An 18350-nucleotide genomic window follows, 5' to 3' on the forward strand; every position below is an offset into this window, starting at 1 on the left:
GGGGCCGGATTTGAACCGACGACCTTCGGGTTATGAGCCCGACGAGCTACCGAGCTGCTCCACCCCGCGTCCGAATTTTTCTCGAAGTGGCCGAGCAGTAGCCAGTTCGATTTCTCCTTTCCCACCAACCGGTTACACCGGTTTTACTGGTCAGGATCTCAGATGGTTGCGGGGGCCAGATTTGAACTGACGACCTTCGGGTTATGAGCCCGACGAGCTACCGGGCTGCTCCACCCCGCGTCTGAGGTCGCCAATAATAGGCGCCAGCGCACAGATTGCAAGTAAATATCTCAAAAAAAGTTTATTCGTAGATTAATCGGACAAATAGTGCGGTCATTAGCAGCATCATGCTGTTTTTTCAGGCAATCGAGTCCTTGCCAGGCATCCGGCACTACACTCAATAAGGTGAACACTCCTCATTTTGGGTAGGTAGAATATGCGCATCTCCGCCGGTCACTGCCGTCAGTTGGGGGCCACACCCGACAGTAACGGCGTCAACTTCGCGATCTGGGCACGCCTCGCCAGCCGGGTCGAACTGCTGCTCTTCGCAAGCGCAGACGATGCGACCCCCGAGGTGATCCCCCTCTCCCCGCGCCTTAATCGCACCGCCTACTACTGGCATATCCATGTGGAGGGGATCTCGGTCGGGCAGCGTTACGCCTATCGCATTCAGGGCCCATGGCGCCCATATGGCGGCACCCGCTTCGATGCCGAGAAGGTGTTACTCGACCCTTACGGCCGCAGCATCGAGCTTGGCGCCAATTACGATCGATGGGCGGCGGCCCGTCCAGGCAGCAATCTGGCTTGTTGCGCCAAGAACAAGGTGGTCGATACTCGCCACTACGACTGGGAAGGAGACAAACTGCCCGCTCACTCCCTCTCCCGCTCGGTGATCTACGAACTGCATCTGGGGGGCTTTACCAAGTCCCCGAGCTCCGGGGTCGATCCGGCGCTGCGTGGCACCTATCTCGGGCTGATTGAGAAGATCCCCTATCTGCAGTCTCTCGGTGTCACCGCCGTCGAGCTGCTGCCGGTGTTCCAGTTCGATCCTCAGGATGCGCCCAAAGGACTCTCCAACTACTGGGGTTACAGCCCCATGTCCTTTTTCGCCCCCCACGCCCAATACGCCTGCGGCGATGATCCGCTGACCGAATTTCGCGACATGGTCAAGGCGCTGCACAAGGCCAATATCGAGGTGATCCTGGACGTGGTTTACAACCACACCGCCGAAGGGGGTGATGATGGCCCCACCTTCTCGTTTCGCGGCATCGACAACGAGGCCTACTACATCCTCGACAACAACCAGAAGGACACCAACTATTCGGGCTGCGGCAACACCTTCAACGGCGCCCATCCGGTGGTGCTGCGGATGATCATGGACAGCCTCCACTTCTGGCGTCAGGAGATGCACGTCGATGGCTTTCGGTTTGATCTGGCTGCCATTCTGTCACGGGATGAATCGGGTCAGCCGCAGGCCAATGCGCCTACCCTGCGCACCATAGATACCGACCCCAACATCGCCGACATCAAGCTGATTGCCGAAGCCTGGGACGCGGGGGGGCTCTATCAGGTGGGGTCACTGGCCGGCGCCCGCTGGCGTGAGTGGAACGGCCAGTTCCGGGATGATGTGCGCCGCTTTCTGCGCGGGGATGACAACAGCGTCACCGCCTTTGTCGAGCGGCTCTGCGGCAGTCCCGACATCTACCACTATCACCACGCCGATCCCGAGAAAAGCATCAACTTCGTTACCTGCCACGACGGTTTTACCCTGTGGGACTGGGCCAGTTACAACAGCAAACACAACGAGGCCAACGGGGAGGAGAACCGTGACGGCTGCGATCACAACTTCAGCTGGAACCACGGCCACGAAGGGGTGACGGAAGATCCCCAGATCAACGCCCTGCGGATACGTCAGGCCAAAAACATGATGGTGGCGACCCTGCTCTCGGTGGGCTCCCCCATGCTGCTGATGGGAGACGAGCTGCTGCGCACCCAGCGGGGCAACAACAACGGCTACTGTCAGGACAACGCCACCTGCTGGATGAACTGGCTGCCCAATGCCCGCAGTCAGGAGATGTTCCGCTTTATGAAGGAGCTGATCCAGTACCGCAAACACCTGTTCCAGCGCCCGGAGCAGGAGAGCATGCCGCTGTCGCTCACCGAGATCCTGCGCCACAGCGAGATCTGCTGGCACGGGGTCAACGCCGGGCAACCGGATTTCAGCCCCCACTCCCACGCCATCGCCATGTCAGCGCTGTCGAGCGAAACCAAGCTGGCGCTCTATGTGCTGTTCAACGCCTACTGGGAGCCCCTCACCTTCAACCTGCCGAGCCCCCCCAAGGGGGTCGGCGGCTACTGGCGGCGGATCCTCGATACCGCCCTCCCCTCGCCGCAAGATATCTGCACCTTCGGCATGCCGCTGGAGGGGCTGACCCGGGAGTATCTCGCCCAGCCGCGCAGCAGCTGCCTCTTTATCTGCGGGGCCGACGATTTCTATTGATCGATTGCTGTGAATTGATAGCAGCGATTCCTGCAAGCCAGATATGCAAAAGCCCCGAGCCAAGGCTCGGGGCTTTCTCTTTTCAGCGCCAGTGTCAGATCAGCTGGTGCAACACGCTGGTAGCGGCAATCTGGGCGATCAGCAGGCCACACAGGGAGGTGGAGACCACCACTGGCGCGGTATCACGCTGCAAATAGAGCGGGCTGAACCAGAGCAGCAGAGAGGCCACCAGCAACGCTGCCTGGGTCACCACCGCCGGGATCAGGGCATCGAGATTGGCCTCCCCCCCTTGCCAGCCCACCAGCACTGCCAGCCAGACAAGGCTGGCCATCGCCCCCACCAGACCGGCCAGCGGCAACAGGGTGTTGAATGCCTTGAGACGATGACGGGCCCGCAGCAGCATCAGGTGGGCAAAGGCCGCCCCCAGTATCGCCATCTGCAGCAGGCCGCTCACCCAGCCCTGCAGTTGCAGCAGCCCGATGCCATAGAGAGCGAGCGGCAACGCTGGTAGCCAGAGCAGTGTCGAGGGGACTGAACGCTTGCCCTCCAGCCGTGACTGAGCCAGTGACAAGCCAACCCCGAGCACCAGTGCGCCCCCACCACTCCAGATGAGCCAGCTGGCAGCCTTGGCCTCTACCGCCAGCATCAGGGAGAGCGCGGTAATGACCCAGATGGAGAAGAGCTGCTGACTGATGCGCGAGCGCTGGCCAGGGCAGATATCACCGCGCCACAGCACGATGCCGAGGGCGATCAGGGCGCCAAGCGCCATCAATCCGGTGAGAGGAAAGAGCCAAAAAGGGAGTTGGACGAACACGACGCCTCCAGCAGTAAAGATTCGAGGTGCGCCACCGGGGCGCCAGAGAGGGGCGAGTATACCCAAACCGGCGGCTATCCCCAATCGCGACAAACAATCCGGGGCAATTTGCCGCCAGCAGAGCCCACCTTGAGGGGCGCCCTGCTGGCAGCCATATCCATAGTGACGGGATGCAGCGCTGGCTTTAGCCCTGACCACGGGCCAGCGCCACCACCCGGGCAAACATCTGGCGGATCACCGGCGGAATATGCTCGGCGCCGAGCCGCTCCGCCTCTTCCACCACCGCCAGCGCCATTCCCGGCTTGCTGCGGTGATGGATCGCCTTGTTGATGATGTGACTGGCGCTCCACATGGCGCGCCCGCCCACCCCGGCCTCGCGACGAAACACAGCTTCAAAACCGTTGTGATAGAGGTAGTGCTCGATGTCGGCGGCAGGGAGCTGGGTCAGTCGGTCCCGCTCCCGCTCGCCCTTGAGCTGGCCACGGGCCGAGGTGGCATACTTGAGCCCCGCCTCGTCGCCATCGGTCAGCAGGTGCCACTCGATGCCAAAATCTCGCGCCACCTTGATGAGCGGCGACTGGCCGCACTGGGCAAACTCGATGATCCGCACCCCTTCGGCCCGCAGACTGTAACCGCAGATCTGGGCCAGCTCGGAGAGCAGCCAGATCTCGGTCTCCCCCTCCACCAGCAGCCAGCAACGGGCAAACAGCGACATGGGGCGGTTGATCCGCACGTGGAAGGCGATCTTGCGCAGATCGTCGCTGCTGTAACGCTCGCCCCCCAGCTGGTGACAGAGGATATCCTGCTGACGGCGCACCAGCCGCCGCACCTGATTGAGCGGCAGGGAGGAGAGCAGATCCCCCGAGTTGGTGGTGAGCAGCTTCTGGCCCGGCAGTTGTTCCAGCAGCCCCCACGCCAGCGCCAGCATGGTCGGGTGCAGCCGACTCTCCGGGTCCTCCAGGATCATGATGGGACGGGCCCCCTCCTCCAGCTCCCGGTTGCCCCGCGCCTGCAACAAGGTAGCCGCCATCCCCGCCATCGCCAGCTGCAGCGCGCGGTTATCGGCGCGGCGCAGCAGGGTATGCAGGTTGCCCGGATTGCGCAACGTCATGGGGCGATTGATGATGTCGCGCTGACTGCGCGGCTTGTTCTTGATGGGTGCCAGGGCGTTGAAGTAGTGGTCCATCAACTGGCGCACCGCCTGGAGCGCCTCTTTGAGCTCCGGCTCGCCGATGCGCTGGGGTTCATCGATCAGCTTGTCCGCCAGCTCGCTCAGGCGATGCTCGGAGAGATCTCCCCACTGCAATGTCTCCACCCCGTTGCGAGCGGTACGGGCGTCCCGCAACCGGAACACCGGGTTCATGGTGATGAGCATGCAGACAAGCTCGTGGGTATTGGCGATGGGCAAGCTCTTGCCTACCCCGTCGAGAAAGTCGTGAATGGTGAGCACAGAGCCATCCGCCTGCAGCTCGGCGCTGGCGCGATAGTGAATGCGGTGGAATTTGTCCTTGTGCAGCACCCAGGAGGGGCAAAGACGGGCCAGCCGACGGGAGTGCTGACACATCTGGGGTCTGTGCTCACTGAAGGTGAGCACCAGTTGCAGGTGACGCGCCGGGGCCAATTCGGGATCTTCCGGTTGGTGAAAATCCTCGGCGGTGAACTGATAGGGCTCGGCATCCTGCCCCAGCAGACACCAGAGGGCGCGCAGCAGGCTCGATTTACCCCAGGTATTCTCGCCGATCAGCACTGTGGTGTGATCCAGCCCGAGCGACAGGCGATTTATACCGCGAAAACCTTTGACTTCAATACGTTCCAGAAACATCCAGCCATGTCCACATCATTGTGATGGGGCAATAGTGGCAAAGTTACCGGAAAAATCCTATCGCAGGCGGGGCTTTTTCAACGTGAACTGTGAGGCACTGCAGGTTCGGGAGGGGTAACAACAGCGGTGCGATCTTGCGGAGCATTCCAGTGGCTGAACCAGAGATGACGGGTACGGATTTGACGTTTGCGATAATTCAATGGGCATTCCTTTCAATGAATAAGTGGTAGAGAGTACACCTCTTTTGCCCAAAGTCTCAGGGTTATCTGTGACGAGAAGATGACAATTGCGCCCGCCACTGCCCCGGCGTCAAACCAAACGCCTCGCGAAAACGATTGCCGAAATGGGCCTGGGAAGAGAAGCCACACTGACTGGCGATACTGGCCAGCGGCTCGGGGCCAGCCAACAGCTGCTTGGCCCGTTTGAGCCGCAGCCCAAGCAGATAGCGGTGGGGCGGGCAGCCGAGACTCTGACCGAACATGCGGGCAAAGTGATACTCGCTCAGCCCCGCCTGCTGCGCCAGCTCTGCCAGCGTGACCGAATCGGCCAGATGGGCCTGCAGATACTCCTGCACCCGTTTGATCACCACGGGCGCCAGCCCACCGCGTAGAGGCGGCAGACCGGGAGCCTCCTCGGTGTGGTGGCGGTAGGCGTGGAGGATCAACATCCAGGCGCCGTGGGAGAGTGCCAACCGATCGACCCTGTGCTGCCACTGAAGCTGCATCAGTTGGCGCAGCACCAGCGAAGCCGCCTGCGGATCGTCGATAAAGGTCTTGTCCACCAGTTGCAGGTGACGCCCCTCCTTGTCACACGCCTCCTCGGCGATACGGGTGAGGTGAGCCGGGGTGAAGTAGAGATGAAAGAAGCGAAACTCTTCGCGCACCAGCCACTCGGATCTGTGGTGATCCGGCATGATGCACACCTTGCCAGTGCCACCGTGGCCACCCGGCCCATCGAGTCGCTCGGTCTGCTCGCCTCCTTGCAGATAGACGCTCAGGGTGTGGTGGCCCGGCTTGTGATAGCGGGTCTGGTCATAGCAGTTGCGCCAACTGGCGACGCCAAGCCCGGGTTCGAGCCAGCAGGCGTCCTCCAGCCGGGCGCCGGTGCTGACCAGTGCATCAAATACCCCTGCTGTTTTCATTCGCCCCTGCCGCCTGTTCCGGTTATGTGTACGGGTTATCCCGCTGCCATCCATCTTACCGACCGCGCCCGCAGATGACAGCGCGTGACGATGAAAAACCGCAAGATGGTGCAATCCAGCCATCAGGGTTCGCCCCATAGTGGATCATCTCTCCCTGACTCACCGGAACTGTGATGAACCTGATGCTCTATCTTGCCACCGTGCTTATCTGGGGCAGCACCTGGATTGCCATCGCCTGGCAACTTGGCCCCATTCCCATCGAGGTGTCGGTGCTCTACCGCTTCCTGCTGGCGGCGCTGGCACTGTTTGCCCTGCTCACCGCCAGTGGCCGCTTTCCGCGCCTCCCCTGGCATGGCCAGCGCTATGCGGCGCTGCTCGGTGCCCTGCTCTTTTCCACCAACTTTCTCTGCTTCTACCACGCCACCCGCTATATCCCGAGCGGCATGTCGGCGGTGATCTTCGCCAGTGCCAGCATCTTCAACGGCCTCAACCTCTGGCTGTTCGAGCGCAAGCGCCCCACCCTGCGCTGGTTGCAAGGCTCCTTGCTGGGACTCTTTGGCACCCTGTTACTGTTCTGGCCGGTGCTGGCGGATGCGCAACTGGGTGCAAACGGCTGGCAGGGGCTGCTGCTCGCCTGCGGCGGCACCCTCTGCTTTTCGCTGGGCAATCTGGTCTCGGCCCGGGGCCAGCGCCATGGCTACCACGTACTGCAACTGGTGCCCTGGGGCATGGTTTACGGCGTGGTGCTGCTGCTGGGCTGGGTCACATTGCTCGGGCAGCAACTGGTTGTGCCGACAGATGGCCACTATCTGGCGGCCATGGTCTACCTCGCCCTGTTTGGCTCGGTGATCGCTTTTACCGCCTACCTGACGCTGGTGGGGCGCATCGGTGCCAGCAAGGCCTCCTACGCCACCGTGCTCTTTCCGTTGGTGGCGCTTACCCTCTCCACCTTCTATGAAGGCTTTGTCTGGCAGCCGGTCTCGGTGGCCGGAGTGGTGAGCAGCCTCATCGGCAATCTGGTGATCTTCGCGCCGCCCTTGAGCGAGTGGCGCATTCGACCGGCCAAGGCAGCAAACGACCCTTGCTCCTGAACCAGTCAGCCCCTAAGGTAGCGCTCAATCTGTGACGATCCTGATGGCGATAAACAAGGGGGCGAGATGTTACTGGAAGGGCTGGAGACGCTGAGCCTGCTGGCAAGTGAAGGAACCATGGCCAAGGTGGCCAGTCGCCTCTATATCAGCCAGTCGGCGGTGAGCAAGCGGATTGCCCAGCTGGAGCTGCGCCTTGGCAAGAAGCTGATCGAGCCGGAGGGGCGCCAGATCCGCCTCACCCCGCAGGCCAAGGAGCTGCTGGAACGAGTTGCCCCGAGTCTGGCCGAAATGAAGGGGGTGCTTGCCGATAGTCAGGATCTGGCGGATCAGAGCCCCCTCCCCATCGCCTGCTCCGAAACCCTGCTGGCGGGTTATCTCGCCCACTTTATGCGTGACTATCTGGAGCGCGATCCCCACCTTGCCCTCTCTACCCACCACACTCCGGTCATTCTGGCGCGGGTGCGCAGCGGTGATGCCCTGCTCGGCATCTGCGCCGGTCGGCTCCCACCCGGCCATGGCCTCGACACCAATCTGCTGCTTGAGGAGCCCTTCTATCTGGTGGGCGAGGCGCAGCCGAGCCTGCCACCAGCCAACACACAAAGTAGGCGCAAGATCCTCACCATGGATCTGGAGAACCCCTCCAACCGCTACCTGCGCGAACCGCTGGCAGATATGGGATTGGAGCCCGCCATGGAGCTCGACTCCTATCTGGCGCTCATCGAACTCGCCAAGGCAGGTATTGGCCCTGTGCTGCTTCCCGCTGGCCTGCTGGGGCTAGTGAGAGAACAGGGGGAGATGGCGCGTCCACTGCCCGGACTGGGCCGCCCCCTGCATCTGGTCTACCGGCCAAACAGCCTAAAGCGCGAGCGCATTGCCAGGCTGGTGAGCGCCCTGCACCAACACTTTCGCCACTGCAGCGACACACCGCGCTAGCGCTGTAAAACACCAGATATGACAACGGGGCCCTTGGGCCCCGTAAACATCCGATTTATCGCACACTCGCCGCGGCTCAGATCCAGGCAAACAGCTCCGGATACTGGCTCCACACCAGCTTGGCGGACATCAGCAGGGAGACGGTCACCAGCAGCGGCTTGATCAGCTTCACCCCTTTTTTCAGCACCATCTTGGAGCCAAAGCGGGCGCCGATAAACTGCCCCAACGCCATGCAAAAACCGACACTCCACACCACCTTGCCACCAAGAGCAAAGAACAGCAGGGAGGCAATATTCGAGGTGAAGTTGAGCAGCTTGGTATGGGCGGTGGCGCGCGCCATGCCAAAGCCCGCCAGCGCCACGAAACCGATGGCAAAAAACGAACCTGTGCCCGGCCCAAAGAAGCCGTCATAAAAGCCGACACCGCCCCCCACCAGCAGCGCAAACAGCATGGGAGTCAGACGGCGGGAGCTCTCGGCATCGCTTACCCGCGGCGAGAAGTAGAAGTAGCAGGCAAAGGCCATCAGCAGGAAAGGGAGCAGGCGCTCGAGAATGGCGGCGTCTATGGTCTGCACCGCCAGCGTGCCGATAGCCGCACCGATAAAGGTGCAGATCACCGCAGGCCAGATCATGGCCCACTCCAGCAGCCCCTTGCGGGCATAGAACCAGGTGGCGGAGAAGGAGCCAAAACTGCTCTGCAGCTTGTTGGTACCGAGCACCAGCGCCGGGGGCATGCCGGTGGCCAGCAGGGCCGGCACCGTCAGCAGGCCGCCACCACCGGCGATGGCATCGATAAAGCCGGCGACAAGCGCCACACCAAACAGGGCAAACAGGGTAACCAGTTCCAATTCCATCCATAGACCTCACGAGAGTGGGTTGCCCGAAGGAGCAACCGGAGATAACCAAAACGACGTTGTGCGGGGGGCTGCACAGGCTGTCCGCTATCCTAGCGAGCCACTGACCATGAATCTAACGAAACAGTGGCAGCCAATTGATTCCTTATTTTCATTAATTTGAGCTCAGAGGGCCCGTTAGCAAGCCGTTGAAGCGACGTTCGCTTCCTTGATGGCCGCCAGCGCCTCACAGAGATGCTCCTCATCGGCACCGGGGAAACGGCTGACCCGACCGGCCATGTAGCGGCTGCTGAACAGATTGAACCAGTGCTGCAGTGCCTGCCCCGCCTTGAGCTCCCCCGCCACTTCCAGCACGCAGGCCGCCACTTCGGCGGTGCAGAGGTGCTCCTCGCTGTTGGCCACCCGCATGCCATAGGTGGAGAGTGCATCGGGTTTGATGGCGAGCACCGGAAAACCATCCAGATAGGGGCTCTTGTTAAACATCTTGCGCGCCTCCGGCCAGGTGCCGTCGAGCAGGATAAAGAGCGGCTTCTTGCCGGGCGCCAGCGTCACCTCGCCGGTCAGGCGGGCAGGCGCCTTCTCGCAAGCGGGAAAGACCACATAGGGCTGCCAGGCGGGATCGGCCAGCAGGGCCAGCAACTCGGGATGGGGCTGGGTACGTGACCAGAGAAACGCCCAGGTGGAATCCGGCAACACATCGGCGATGAGGCGACCGGTGTTGGAGGGCTTCATCGGCTCGCTGTCATACATCAGGAGGCAGAAACCGGCCTCCGCTTTGAGCTCGGGGCGCCACTCGCAGGCACACCAGTCCTCGCGCAGCTGACAGGCCGGACAGCGGGCCAGGGTGCCGCCACGGGCAAGAAACGGTCGGGTAGAGATACTCTTGCGCCAGGCCCGCAGGCGGTTGACGGCGTGATCAGGAACAGGCTTCATCTAGGTTCACAACTGGAGTCAAAACAGGAACGGCAGCGATGCCAACAAGTCAAGGCGCCACAGGGCGCGATAACAGGGAGACTGCCGGAAAAGGGCAAGATTGTACCGAGTTACGCGCTGGCGGAACAGCAATCCCTGCCCCTTTCGCCAGACGCAGTGCCAACACCTCTTGTCTTACGACTCCTGACAGCTGCGCAGCAGCTCCAGCAACAGGCTGCCATCGCGCAGTGCCTTGTGCACCTGCACCGAGGTGGGCTTGGTGGGATCTTCGTAGAAGTGGGTGGATTCAATCTGCAGCCGCACCAGATATTCGGCTGGCAGCTGGCTGGCCAGCGACTGGTGCAGCATGGGGAACAGCAGCCGATCGGCACGGGTGATCTCGCCCCCGAGCAGCAGCTTGCCCGGATTGAGCAGGCAGATGAGATTGGAGAGTACCTTGGAGAGACGACCCGCCGCCTGATGGAGAATATCCTGACAAAGGCCGTTGCCTGCCAGCGCCAGCTCGCACAGCTCGCGAATGGTGACGCTCTCGGGCAAGTCGTGCTCCTGCATCCGCTCGCGCAAATCCCGGTATTGCGCCTCCAACGCCTGATTGGTCACCAGGGTGCAGGCACAGCCAAAGCCGCCGCAGTAGCAGCGCTGGCCATAGGGTTCGAGCTGCAGGTGGCTGAGATCTCCGAGCAGCGCATTTTCGCTCTCGATAAGCTGGCCATTGACCACCATGCCGACCCCGATGTCGTTGTGGACAAACACCAGCACCGCATCGGCGCAATTCTTGGCAGCCCCCCACTCCCGCTCGGCCTGGATCCAGGTGCGCACGTCACCGCTCACCAGCACAGGTACCGAGAACGCCTGTTGCAGAGTCGGGCCAAGGGGCCAGTTGCGCAGATCGTAGAAGGGGAAGTGCTTGACCATGCCGGAGTGGCGCTCTACCTGACCCGGCAGACAGAGGGCGATGCAGGCCAGACTGAGGGACTTTCTCGGCAAAAACACCTTGATGGCATGCACCAGACTGCCCAGCAGATCGGCGCGCTCCTCCTCGGTAAAGAGGTGGCGCTGGCGGGCCAGCGAACGCCCGGAAAAGTCAAACAGCGCCATATCCACGTAGCCACGGCCGAGACGCATGGAGAGAAACTGGAAGCGGCGCTCGTTAATGCGCAGCAAGGTCTGACGACGGCCGCGCCCCACTGAACTTTCACCACAGGTGACCACCAGCCCCCCATCGAGCAGTTCCCTGGTGATCTTGGTGATACTGGCGGGCGAGAGGCCGGTCAGGCGGGAGAGATCGGTGCGCGACAGCTCCTTGTGCTCTTCCAGGCTGGCATAGACCAGGCCGTAGTTGAGCTGCCGGATCAAATCGATACTACCTTTCACGATCTCATTCATAGGGTATGGGGCAAAGGCTGAAAAAAAGAGGCTGGCAATTTTCACACATTATTGGTCAATCCCCAAATAAAGTGCGGCCTGAACCGGGGGTCAGGCCGCATCTTGTGGTGGCCGTCACGGACCATTGCAAGATCAATAACGGAATTGCGACACCAGTTTGCGCAATTTGTCACCGGTACTGGCCAGATCGCGGGTGGTGCTGTTGGATTCCACCGCCGCGCTGGTCAGCTCGCTGACAATCTGCTGAATGGCCACCAGGTTCTTGTTGATCTCCTCGGAGACCGCGTGCTGCTCCTCGGCGGCGGTGGCGATCTGGATGTTCATGTCGTTGATGGTACTAACCGCCATCACCATGCTGTCGAGGGAGCTGGCGATATGGCTCGCCTCCTGCACCGTCTCCTGGCTGCGATCCTCGCTCGCCTGCATCACCTCCACCGCCTGCTTCACCCCGCCCTGCAGACGTTGCAGCATCTCGTTGATCTCCTTGGTGCTCTGTTGGGTACGACCGGCCAGCGAACGCACTTCGTCCGCCACCACCGCAAAGCCGCGTCCCTGCTCACCGGCGCGGGCCGCCTCAATGGCGGCGTTCAGCGCCAGCAGGTTGGTCTGTTCGGCAATGCCGCGAATGACCTCCACCACCGAGCCAATCTTGGCGGTCTCTTGCGCCAATTGCTCGATAACGCCGGAGGCGGTATGCACCTCCCCCACCAGCCGGTTGATACTGTTGATGGCCCCGCTCACCACCCCTCGAGCGGCGTCCGATTCACGGGCCGCATCGCTGGTTGCCGTCGCGGCATTGGAGGCACTGGCCGCCACCTCCTGTGCAGTGGAGCTCATCTCGGTAACCGCTGTGACCACCTGATCGGTCTCGCGACTGTGACCCTGCATCTGATGGTCATAGTGCTCGCTCAGATGGTGCAACTTGTCGACCGCGCTAAAGAGGTGGTTGCTGGTCTCGCCCACCTGACTCACCACCGACTGGATCCGCTCGACAAAGCGGTTGAAAGCGCTGGCCAGCTGGCCAATCTCGTCCTGACTCTGCACCTTGAGGCGCTGGGTCAGATCCCCGTCGCCGTTGGCGATATCGTTCAATGCCAGTACCGCATCCGCCAGCGGCTTGGTGACCCGGTTGCCCACAATAACGGTCGCCGCCAGGGTGATACCGAGGATCAGCAGGATCACCAGCACACTGCTCTGCAACGAGGCATGCATGTTGCTCTCGCGCTCTGCCCGCAAGGCCGCCAGCTCGTTGTCGATATCATCGATATAAAAACCGGTGCCAATGGCCCACTGGTATTTGTCCAGCACCAGAGTAAAGGCCAGTTTGGGAGCATCGCGACCGATAGATGGCTTGGCCGTCCAGTATTCGGTAAAACCATCCCCCTGACGGGCCGACTTGAGGATCTCCTGGATCAGCAACTTGCCCTTGGCATCCTTGTCGTTCCAGCGGTTTTTTCCCTCCAGCTCGGTACGCACCGGCAGCAGTATGGTGTTGCCCTCAAAGTCATAGACAAAGAAGTAACCGTCACTGCTGTAACGCAGCGGCCTGAGCAACTCTTTGACCTTTTGACGATTTTCCGGTGAATCCGGCAGAGAATACACGGCATCGACAGCGGTTTTGGCCATCATGATGTAACTGCTGAGCAGCGCTTTACGCTCCTTGATGGCATTTTCCCTCGCCACCACCAGATCAGACTCCAGATCGCGCTTGGAGACCATGTAGTTACTGAGATTGACCACCAGGGCCATCAGCAGCACGGGTACTGCACCCAGTAACAGGATTTTCTGCTTTAGCGTCATCTTTCACATCCTTGCAGCTGTTTTTATTGGAATTCCTTGCTTACTCATCAGTATAGGTGCTGGCAGGGCGAGCCCAGCTTTCGTTACAATTCCCTTAAACAAATCGGCCAGAACGTGAAAATCATGAATCTTTGTCCTTGCGGCTCAACCCTTTCTCTCGAATTGTGCTGTGGCTCACGTCACAGTGGCGCTGTGGCTGACACCCCGGAACAGCTGATGCGCTCTCGCTACAGCGCTTTTGTGCTCGGTCTGGGGGAGTATCTGGTCCATAGCTGGCACCCGGCCCACCTTGGCGGTCTCACCGCCGAAGAGCTTTCACGCATCGACACCCGCTGGGATGGTCTCGAGATCATCGCCAGCCAGGGCGGCCCGGAGGATGAAACCGGGATGGTGGAGTTCAAAGCCTGGTTTCTGGAAGGGGATGAGCGTCACTGCCTCCATGAGCGTTCTCGCTTCGTGCGTTATCAGGGCCGCTGGGTCTACACCGAGGGAGAGCAGGATCCAGCCCCCCTCAAGGCAGGACGCAACGATCCCTGCCCCTGTGGCAGCGGCAAAAAGCACAAGAAGTGCTGCGGCTGACCCATCACACCCCCACCAGACTCGTCAAACAGTGACAAGGGGCATCCGATGCCCCTTTTTTGTGTCTGCCATTCGCCACCAGCCCATTAACCGCTGCGATAACAAGCGTGACAAATGTCACATAATGCTCATTAACGCGCGAGCAAATGAGCGTTTGCGAGCGCAAATTTGGCCCATATCAAACATTTCCACTCAGAAGTAAGCCACACTGGCCTCATCTGGAAGAGATGAGACGGGCAACAATGAAAAGAATAACTACACAAGTCGTCATCATAGGCGGCGGTGCCACAGGGGCCGGCATCATGCGCGATTGCGCACTGCGCGGCATCGACTGCATCCTGCTCGAGCGCGATGATATCGCCGCTGGCACCACCGGCCGCAACCACGGCCTGCTCCACTCCGGTGCCCGCTACGCGGTGACGGATCAGGAGTCCGCCCGCGAATGCATCCAGGAAAACCGCATCCTCAAGCGGATTGCCAGCCACTGTGTCGAAGACACGGGCGGCCTCTTCCTCACCCTGCCGGAAGATGACATCAATTTCCAAACCACCTTTATGGATGCCTGCGCTCTGGCCGGTATTGAAACCCGCCAGCTCGATCCGCGCGAAGCCTTGCGTATGGAGCCCAACGCCAACCCGGCGATGATCGGCGCCATCCATGTGCCGGATGGCACGGTCGACCCGTTCCGCCTCGCCGCCGCCAACGTGCTGGACGCGAAAGAGCACGGCGCCCGCATTTTCACCCACTGCAAGGTGCTGGGGCTGCTGCGCACGCAAGATCGGGTACACGGGGTCAAGGCGATCAATACCCGCACCGGCGAAGCGTTCGAGGTGGAGTGTCAGGAGGTGATCAACGCCGCCGGCATCTGGGGCCAGCAAATTTGCGAATACGCCGATCTCGGCATCCGCATGTTCCCGGCCAAGGGCTCCCTGCTCATCATGGATTACCGCATCAACCAGTTGGTGCTCAACCGCGCCCGCAAACCGGCGGATGCGGACATTCTGGTGCCGGGCGATACCATCTCCCTCATCGGCACCACCTCGAGTCGCATCGATTACAACAAGATTGACCAGCTCACCGTCGAACCGGAAGAGGTGGAAGTGCTGCTGCGCGAGGGGATCAAGCTCGCCCCCATCATGGCCCGCACCCGTCTGCTGCGCGCCTACGCCGGGGTACGCCCGCTGGTGGCGGTGGACGGTGACGACACCGGTCGCAACATCAGCCGCGGTATCGTGCTGCTCGATCACGCCGAGCGTGACGGCCTCAAGGGCTTCAACACTATCACCGGCGGCAAGCTGATGACCTACCGCCTAATGGCGGAGTGGGCCACCGATCTGCTGGCCAAGAAACTCGGCAACAGCAAACCCTGCCAGACCGCCGAACTGAGCCTGCCCGGCTCGCGGGATCCGGAAAAGGTCTCCGCCCCCGGTCTCTCGGTGCCGGTCGAAGGCTCAGCCCAATACCGCCACGGCGAGCGGGTCATCGCCTTCTTCCGTGACAATCCCAAGGCCAACGCCCTGATCTGCGAGTGCGAAATGGTCACCGCGGGTGAAATCGAATACGCCCTGCGCGAGCTGGATGTGGACAACCTCATCGACCTGCGCCGCCGCACCCGTCTGGGAATGGGGCCCTGCCAGGGCGAGCTGTGCGCCTACCGCGCCGCCGGTCTGATGCAGGAGTATGGCAAGGCTGACGGCCGTCAGGCCTGCGTCATGCTGCGCCAGTTCCTGGAGGAGCGTTACAAGGGAACCCGCCCCGTCCTGTGGGGCGATGCCTTGCGCGAGGCCGAGTTTACCTACTGGATCTACGAAGGGCTGTTTGGCCTGGGGGAATGGACGGCGCCGCAGCTGGTTGCCGATACCCCACGCGACCCAACCAGCGAGACCACTCACAAGGAGAGCCGTCATGAAGTTTGACAATATCGTTATCGGCGGTGGCATGGCGGGACTCTCGGCTGCCCTGCGGCTGGTGGAGGCGGGCCAGAAGACTCTGCTGATGGCCTCCGGCCAGAGTGCCCTGCACTTCTCCTCCGGCTCAGTCGATCTGCTCGAAAGCGAGGGAGATCCCCGCGCGACGCTGCCTGCATTTATGGCAGCCCATCCGGATCACCCCTACAGCAAAGTAGGAATGCAGAATATCGAGGCGAGTCTGGCCGATCTGCAGCGCCACTGCGCCGAGCAGGGGCTGCCGCTGGTGCGCCACGAGACCAATCACCAGCGCCTGACCCCCATCGGCACTCTCAAACGTACCTGGCTCTCCCCCGATACCTGCGCCTGCGTCACCGATGCACCGATCCCGGACGTGCTACTGCTGGCCACCCTCGAAGGCTTTCGCGACTTTCATCCGGCACTGGCGGCGGCCAATCTGGCGACCCATCCGCGCTTCGCCCACTGCCGCATTCTGACTGGCGAAATCCGCCTGCCCCAGCTGGCGGAATTCAGCCGCAATCCCCACGAGTTTCGCTCAGCCGACATCGCGCGCCTGTGTGACAAACACCATCTGGTAGCGGACCTGGCCCGCGAGATCAGCCGCATGGTGCAGGAGAGCGGCGTACCCGGCTGCCGCCATATCGTGCTGCCCGCCTGCCTGTCGTTGGGGCTGGTAGGCCCGCGTCTGGCGGAGCTGGAACAGCGTACCGGCTGCACCATCAAGGAGGTGGCCACCATGCCGCCATCACTGATCGGGATGCGGATGCAGGAGGCGCTCAAGCGCCGCTTTATGGCCCTTGGTGGCACCTTCCTCACCAGCGAGCGGGTGCTGGGCGCCCGTTACGAAGGTGACCGGGTGGTCGGCGTACACACCCAGAATGGCGATGATCAGCTGTTTGAAGCGGACAACTTCGTGCTCGCCTCCGGCAGCTTCTTCAGCCGTGGGCTGGAGTCCCGTCTGCGTGGCATTCGCGAGCCCATCTTCGATGCCGATGTGCTGAGTCTGGAGGAGCGTGACGCCTGGGCCGGTCGCCGCCTGTTCGACCACCACCCCTTCATGGGCTTCGGGGTCAAGACCGACGACAAGCTGCGGGTGCTGCGCGGCGGCAAGCCACTCACCAACCTCTATGGCGCGGGCAGTGTCTTGGCCCATTACGATCCCATTAAAGAGGGCTCAGGCTCCGGCGTTGCCGTTGCCACCGGCTGGCAGGCTGCCGGCCATATTCTGGGCGCGGCCCAATGATTACTACGTCCCATATCCCGTGTCTTCATCATCGCCGGGAGGAGAACTGACATGCTACTGGATCACGCCAACCAAACTTTCGATCAGTGCATCAAATGCACCGTCTGTACCGCCTACTGTCCGGTGGCCAAGGCCAACCCTGCCTACCCCGGCCCGAAACAGGCGGGCCCGGATGGCGAGCGGCTTCGCATCAAGAGCCCCGAGCTGTTCGATAGCGCCCTCAAGCACTGCACCAACTGCAAACGCTGCGAAGTAGCCTGCCCGAGCGGAGTGCGCATCGGCGACATCATCGCCAAGGCCAAGCATCAGTACAGCGGTTTCAAACCGGGGATCCGCGAGTTCGTGCTCTCTCACACCGATCTGATGGGCAGCATGTCTACCCTGATGGCCCCGGTGGTCAACTTCACCACCGGTCTCAAGCCGATGAAGCTGGTGCTGGACAAGGCGCTGGGGGTCTCATCTCACCGCGATCTGCCCAAATACTCCCAGGGCACCTTCCGCGGCTGGTACAAGAAGCAAAAAGAATCTCAGGCCCGCTTTGCGCGGCAGATCGCCTACTTCCACGGCTGCTATGTCAACTACAACCACCCACAGCTTGGCAAGGAGCTGGTGCAGGTGCTCAACGCCATGAACATAGGCGTGCAGTTGCTGGAGCGGGAGAAGTGCTGTGGCGTGCCGCTGATTGCCAACGGCTTCATGGACAAGGCCAAGCAGCAGGCGGCCTTCAACATCAAGCAGATGGAGAACTCCCTGCTGGGCAACGAGATGCCGCTGCTGGCCACCTCCTCCACCTGCGGCTTTACCCTGCGCGATGAATATCCCCACCTGCTGGAGCAGGACAACCACAAGGTACGGGATCGCATCTCGCTGGTGACCCGCTTCCTGTGGAACGAGTTCTACAAGGGCAACAAACCGGCGATGAAGCCGCTCAATCTGCACATCGCCTACCACACCCCCTGCCACATGGAAAAAATGGGGGGCGTCATCTACACCCTCGAATTGCTGCGCGCCATTCCCGGGGTCAAGGTGACGGTACTGGAGTCCCAGTGCTGTGGTATCGCCGGCACCTACGGCTTCAAGTCGGAGAATTACCAGACCAGCCAGACCATCGGCGAGGGGCTGTTTGATCAAATCAACCGCCTCTCCCCCGACCTGGTGATCACTGACTGCGAGACCTGCAAATGGCAGATCGAGATGAGCACCAGCTTCCGCTGTGAACATCCGATCCACCTGCTGGCCCAGGCGCTGGCCTGAATCCCCGGCCCTTACGGCCGCATAAAAACAATCCACGCAGAGATAAACAAAGAGCCGGCAATTGCCGGCTCTT

The 18350-nt window shown here is 61.5% G+C and carries 14 protein-coding genes and 2 tRNA genes; 7 read left to right on the plus strand and 9 right to left on the minus strand.

Going from position 1 to position 18350, the window contains the following annotated elements:
- Positions 1-66: transfer RNA gene (locus OKC43_RS04610), tRNA-Met, on the minus strand.
- Between the two features lie 97 nt (positions 67-163).
- Positions 164-240: transfer RNA gene (locus OKC43_RS04615), tRNA-Met, on the minus strand.
- A gap of 196 nt (positions 241-436) precedes the next feature.
- Here OKC43_RS04615 and glgX point away from each other — a divergent pair.
- Positions 437-2500, plus strand: coding sequence for a glycogen debranching protein GlgX (gene glgX / locus OKC43_RS04620; RefSeq protein ID WP_040069208.1), 2064 nt, complete (start codon positions 437-439; stop codon positions 2498-2500).
- A gap of 94 nt (positions 2501-2594) precedes the next feature.
- Here glgX and OKC43_RS04625 read toward each other — a convergent pair whose 3' ends face one another.
- From OKC43_RS04625 to OKC43_RS04635, 3 genes are all read right to left on the minus strand, one after another.
- A complete protein-coding gene (locus OKC43_RS04625; RefSeq protein WP_042055862.1) occupies positions 2595-3314 on the minus strand; it encodes a hypothetical protein in 720 nt (239 codons plus the stop codon).
- 184 nt (positions 3315-3498) lie between these two features.
- Complete coding sequence (locus tag OKC43_RS04630) at positions 3499-5136, minus strand: ATP-dependent endonuclease (RefSeq protein WP_124929339.1); 1638 nt, start codon at positions 5134-5136, stop codon at positions 3499-3501.
- 262 nt (positions 5137-5398) lie between these two features.
- Positions 5399-6277 carry a helix-turn-helix domain-containing protein gene (locus OKC43_RS04635; RefSeq protein WP_236272393.1) on the minus strand — a complete coding sequence of 293 codons (879 nt, stop codon included), beginning with the start codon at positions 6275-6277 and terminating at the stop codon, positions 5399-5401.
- A 173-nt stretch (positions 6278-6450) separates the two neighbouring features.
- Here OKC43_RS04635 and OKC43_RS04640 point away from each other — a divergent pair, with 173 nt between their 5' ends.
- Positions 6451-7368, plus strand: coding sequence for a DMT family transporter (locus OKC43_RS04640; protein WP_236272392.1), 918 nt, complete (start codon positions 6451-6453; stop codon positions 7366-7368).
- 66 nt (positions 7369-7434) lie between these two features.
- On the plus strand, positions 7435-8301 hold the full coding sequence (locus tag OKC43_RS04645; protein WP_236272391.1) for a LysR family transcriptional regulator: 867 nt from the start codon (positions 7435-7437) through the stop codon (positions 8299-8301).
- Positions 8302-8377: 76 nt separating this feature from the next.
- On the opposite strand, the gene OKC43_RS04650 is transcribed toward OKC43_RS04645, so the two are convergent.
- The 4 genes from OKC43_RS04650 to OKC43_RS04665 form a co-directional block, all read right to left on the minus strand.
- Entirely contained in the window at positions 8378-9154 is a 777-nt protein-coding gene (locus tag OKC43_RS04650) for a TSUP family transporter (protein WP_005333472.1), read from the minus strand.
- 177 nt (positions 9155-9331) lie between these two features.
- A complete protein-coding gene (locus tag OKC43_RS04655; protein WP_236272390.1) occupies positions 9332-10087 on the minus strand; it encodes a tRNA-uridine aminocarboxypropyltransferase in 756 nt (251 codons plus the stop codon).
- Between the two features lie 174 nt (positions 10088-10261).
- Positions 10262-11473: an ROK family protein gene (locus OKC43_RS04660; RefSeq protein ID WP_042055876.1), complete on the minus strand. Its 1212-nt coding sequence runs from the start codon at positions 11471-11473 to the stop codon at positions 10262-10264.
- Between the two features lie 132 nt (positions 11474-11605).
- Positions 11606-13273 carry a methyl-accepting chemotaxis protein gene (locus tag OKC43_RS04665; RefSeq protein WP_005352447.1) on the minus strand — a complete coding sequence of 556 codons (1668 nt, stop codon included), beginning with the start codon at positions 13271-13273 and terminating at the stop codon, positions 11606-11608.
- Positions 13274-13396: 123 nt separating this feature from the next.
- Here OKC43_RS04665 and OKC43_RS04670 point away from each other — a divergent pair, with 123 nt between their 5' ends.
- From OKC43_RS04670 to glpC, 4 genes are all read left to right on the plus strand, one after another.
- Positions 13397-13852: a YchJ family protein gene (locus tag OKC43_RS04670; RefSeq protein WP_075115082.1), complete on the plus strand. Its 456-nt coding sequence runs from the start codon at positions 13397-13399 to the stop codon at positions 13850-13852.
- Between the two features lie 242 nt (positions 13853-14094).
- Positions 14095-15768 (plus strand): anaerobic glycerol-3-phosphate dehydrogenase subunit A, encoded by a 1674-nt coding sequence (gene glpA, locus OKC43_RS04675; RefSeq protein ID WP_139734702.1) that lies wholly within the window; start codon positions 14095-14097, stop codon positions 15766-15768.
- Positions 15758-17023, plus strand: a complete 1266-nt coding sequence (glpB, locus tag OKC43_RS04680; RefSeq protein ID WP_236272389.1) for a glycerol-3-phosphate dehydrogenase subunit GlpB — start codon at positions 15758-15760, stop codon at positions 17021-17023. The genes glpA and glpB overlap by 11 nt, the downstream gene beginning before the upstream one ends.
- A gap of 51 nt (positions 17024-17074) precedes the next feature.
- Positions 17075-18277 (plus strand): anaerobic glycerol-3-phosphate dehydrogenase subunit GlpC, encoded by a 1203-nt coding sequence (gene glpC / locus OKC43_RS04685; RefSeq protein ID WP_075115084.1) that lies wholly within the window; start codon positions 17075-17077, stop codon positions 18275-18277.
- Positions 18278-18350: the final 73 nt, after the last annotated feature.

The organism is Aeromonas sp. Y289-2, assembly GCF_027705925.1.
Lineage (GTDB): Bacteria > Pseudomonadota > Gammaproteobacteria > Enterobacterales > Aeromonadaceae > Aeromonas > Aeromonas veronii.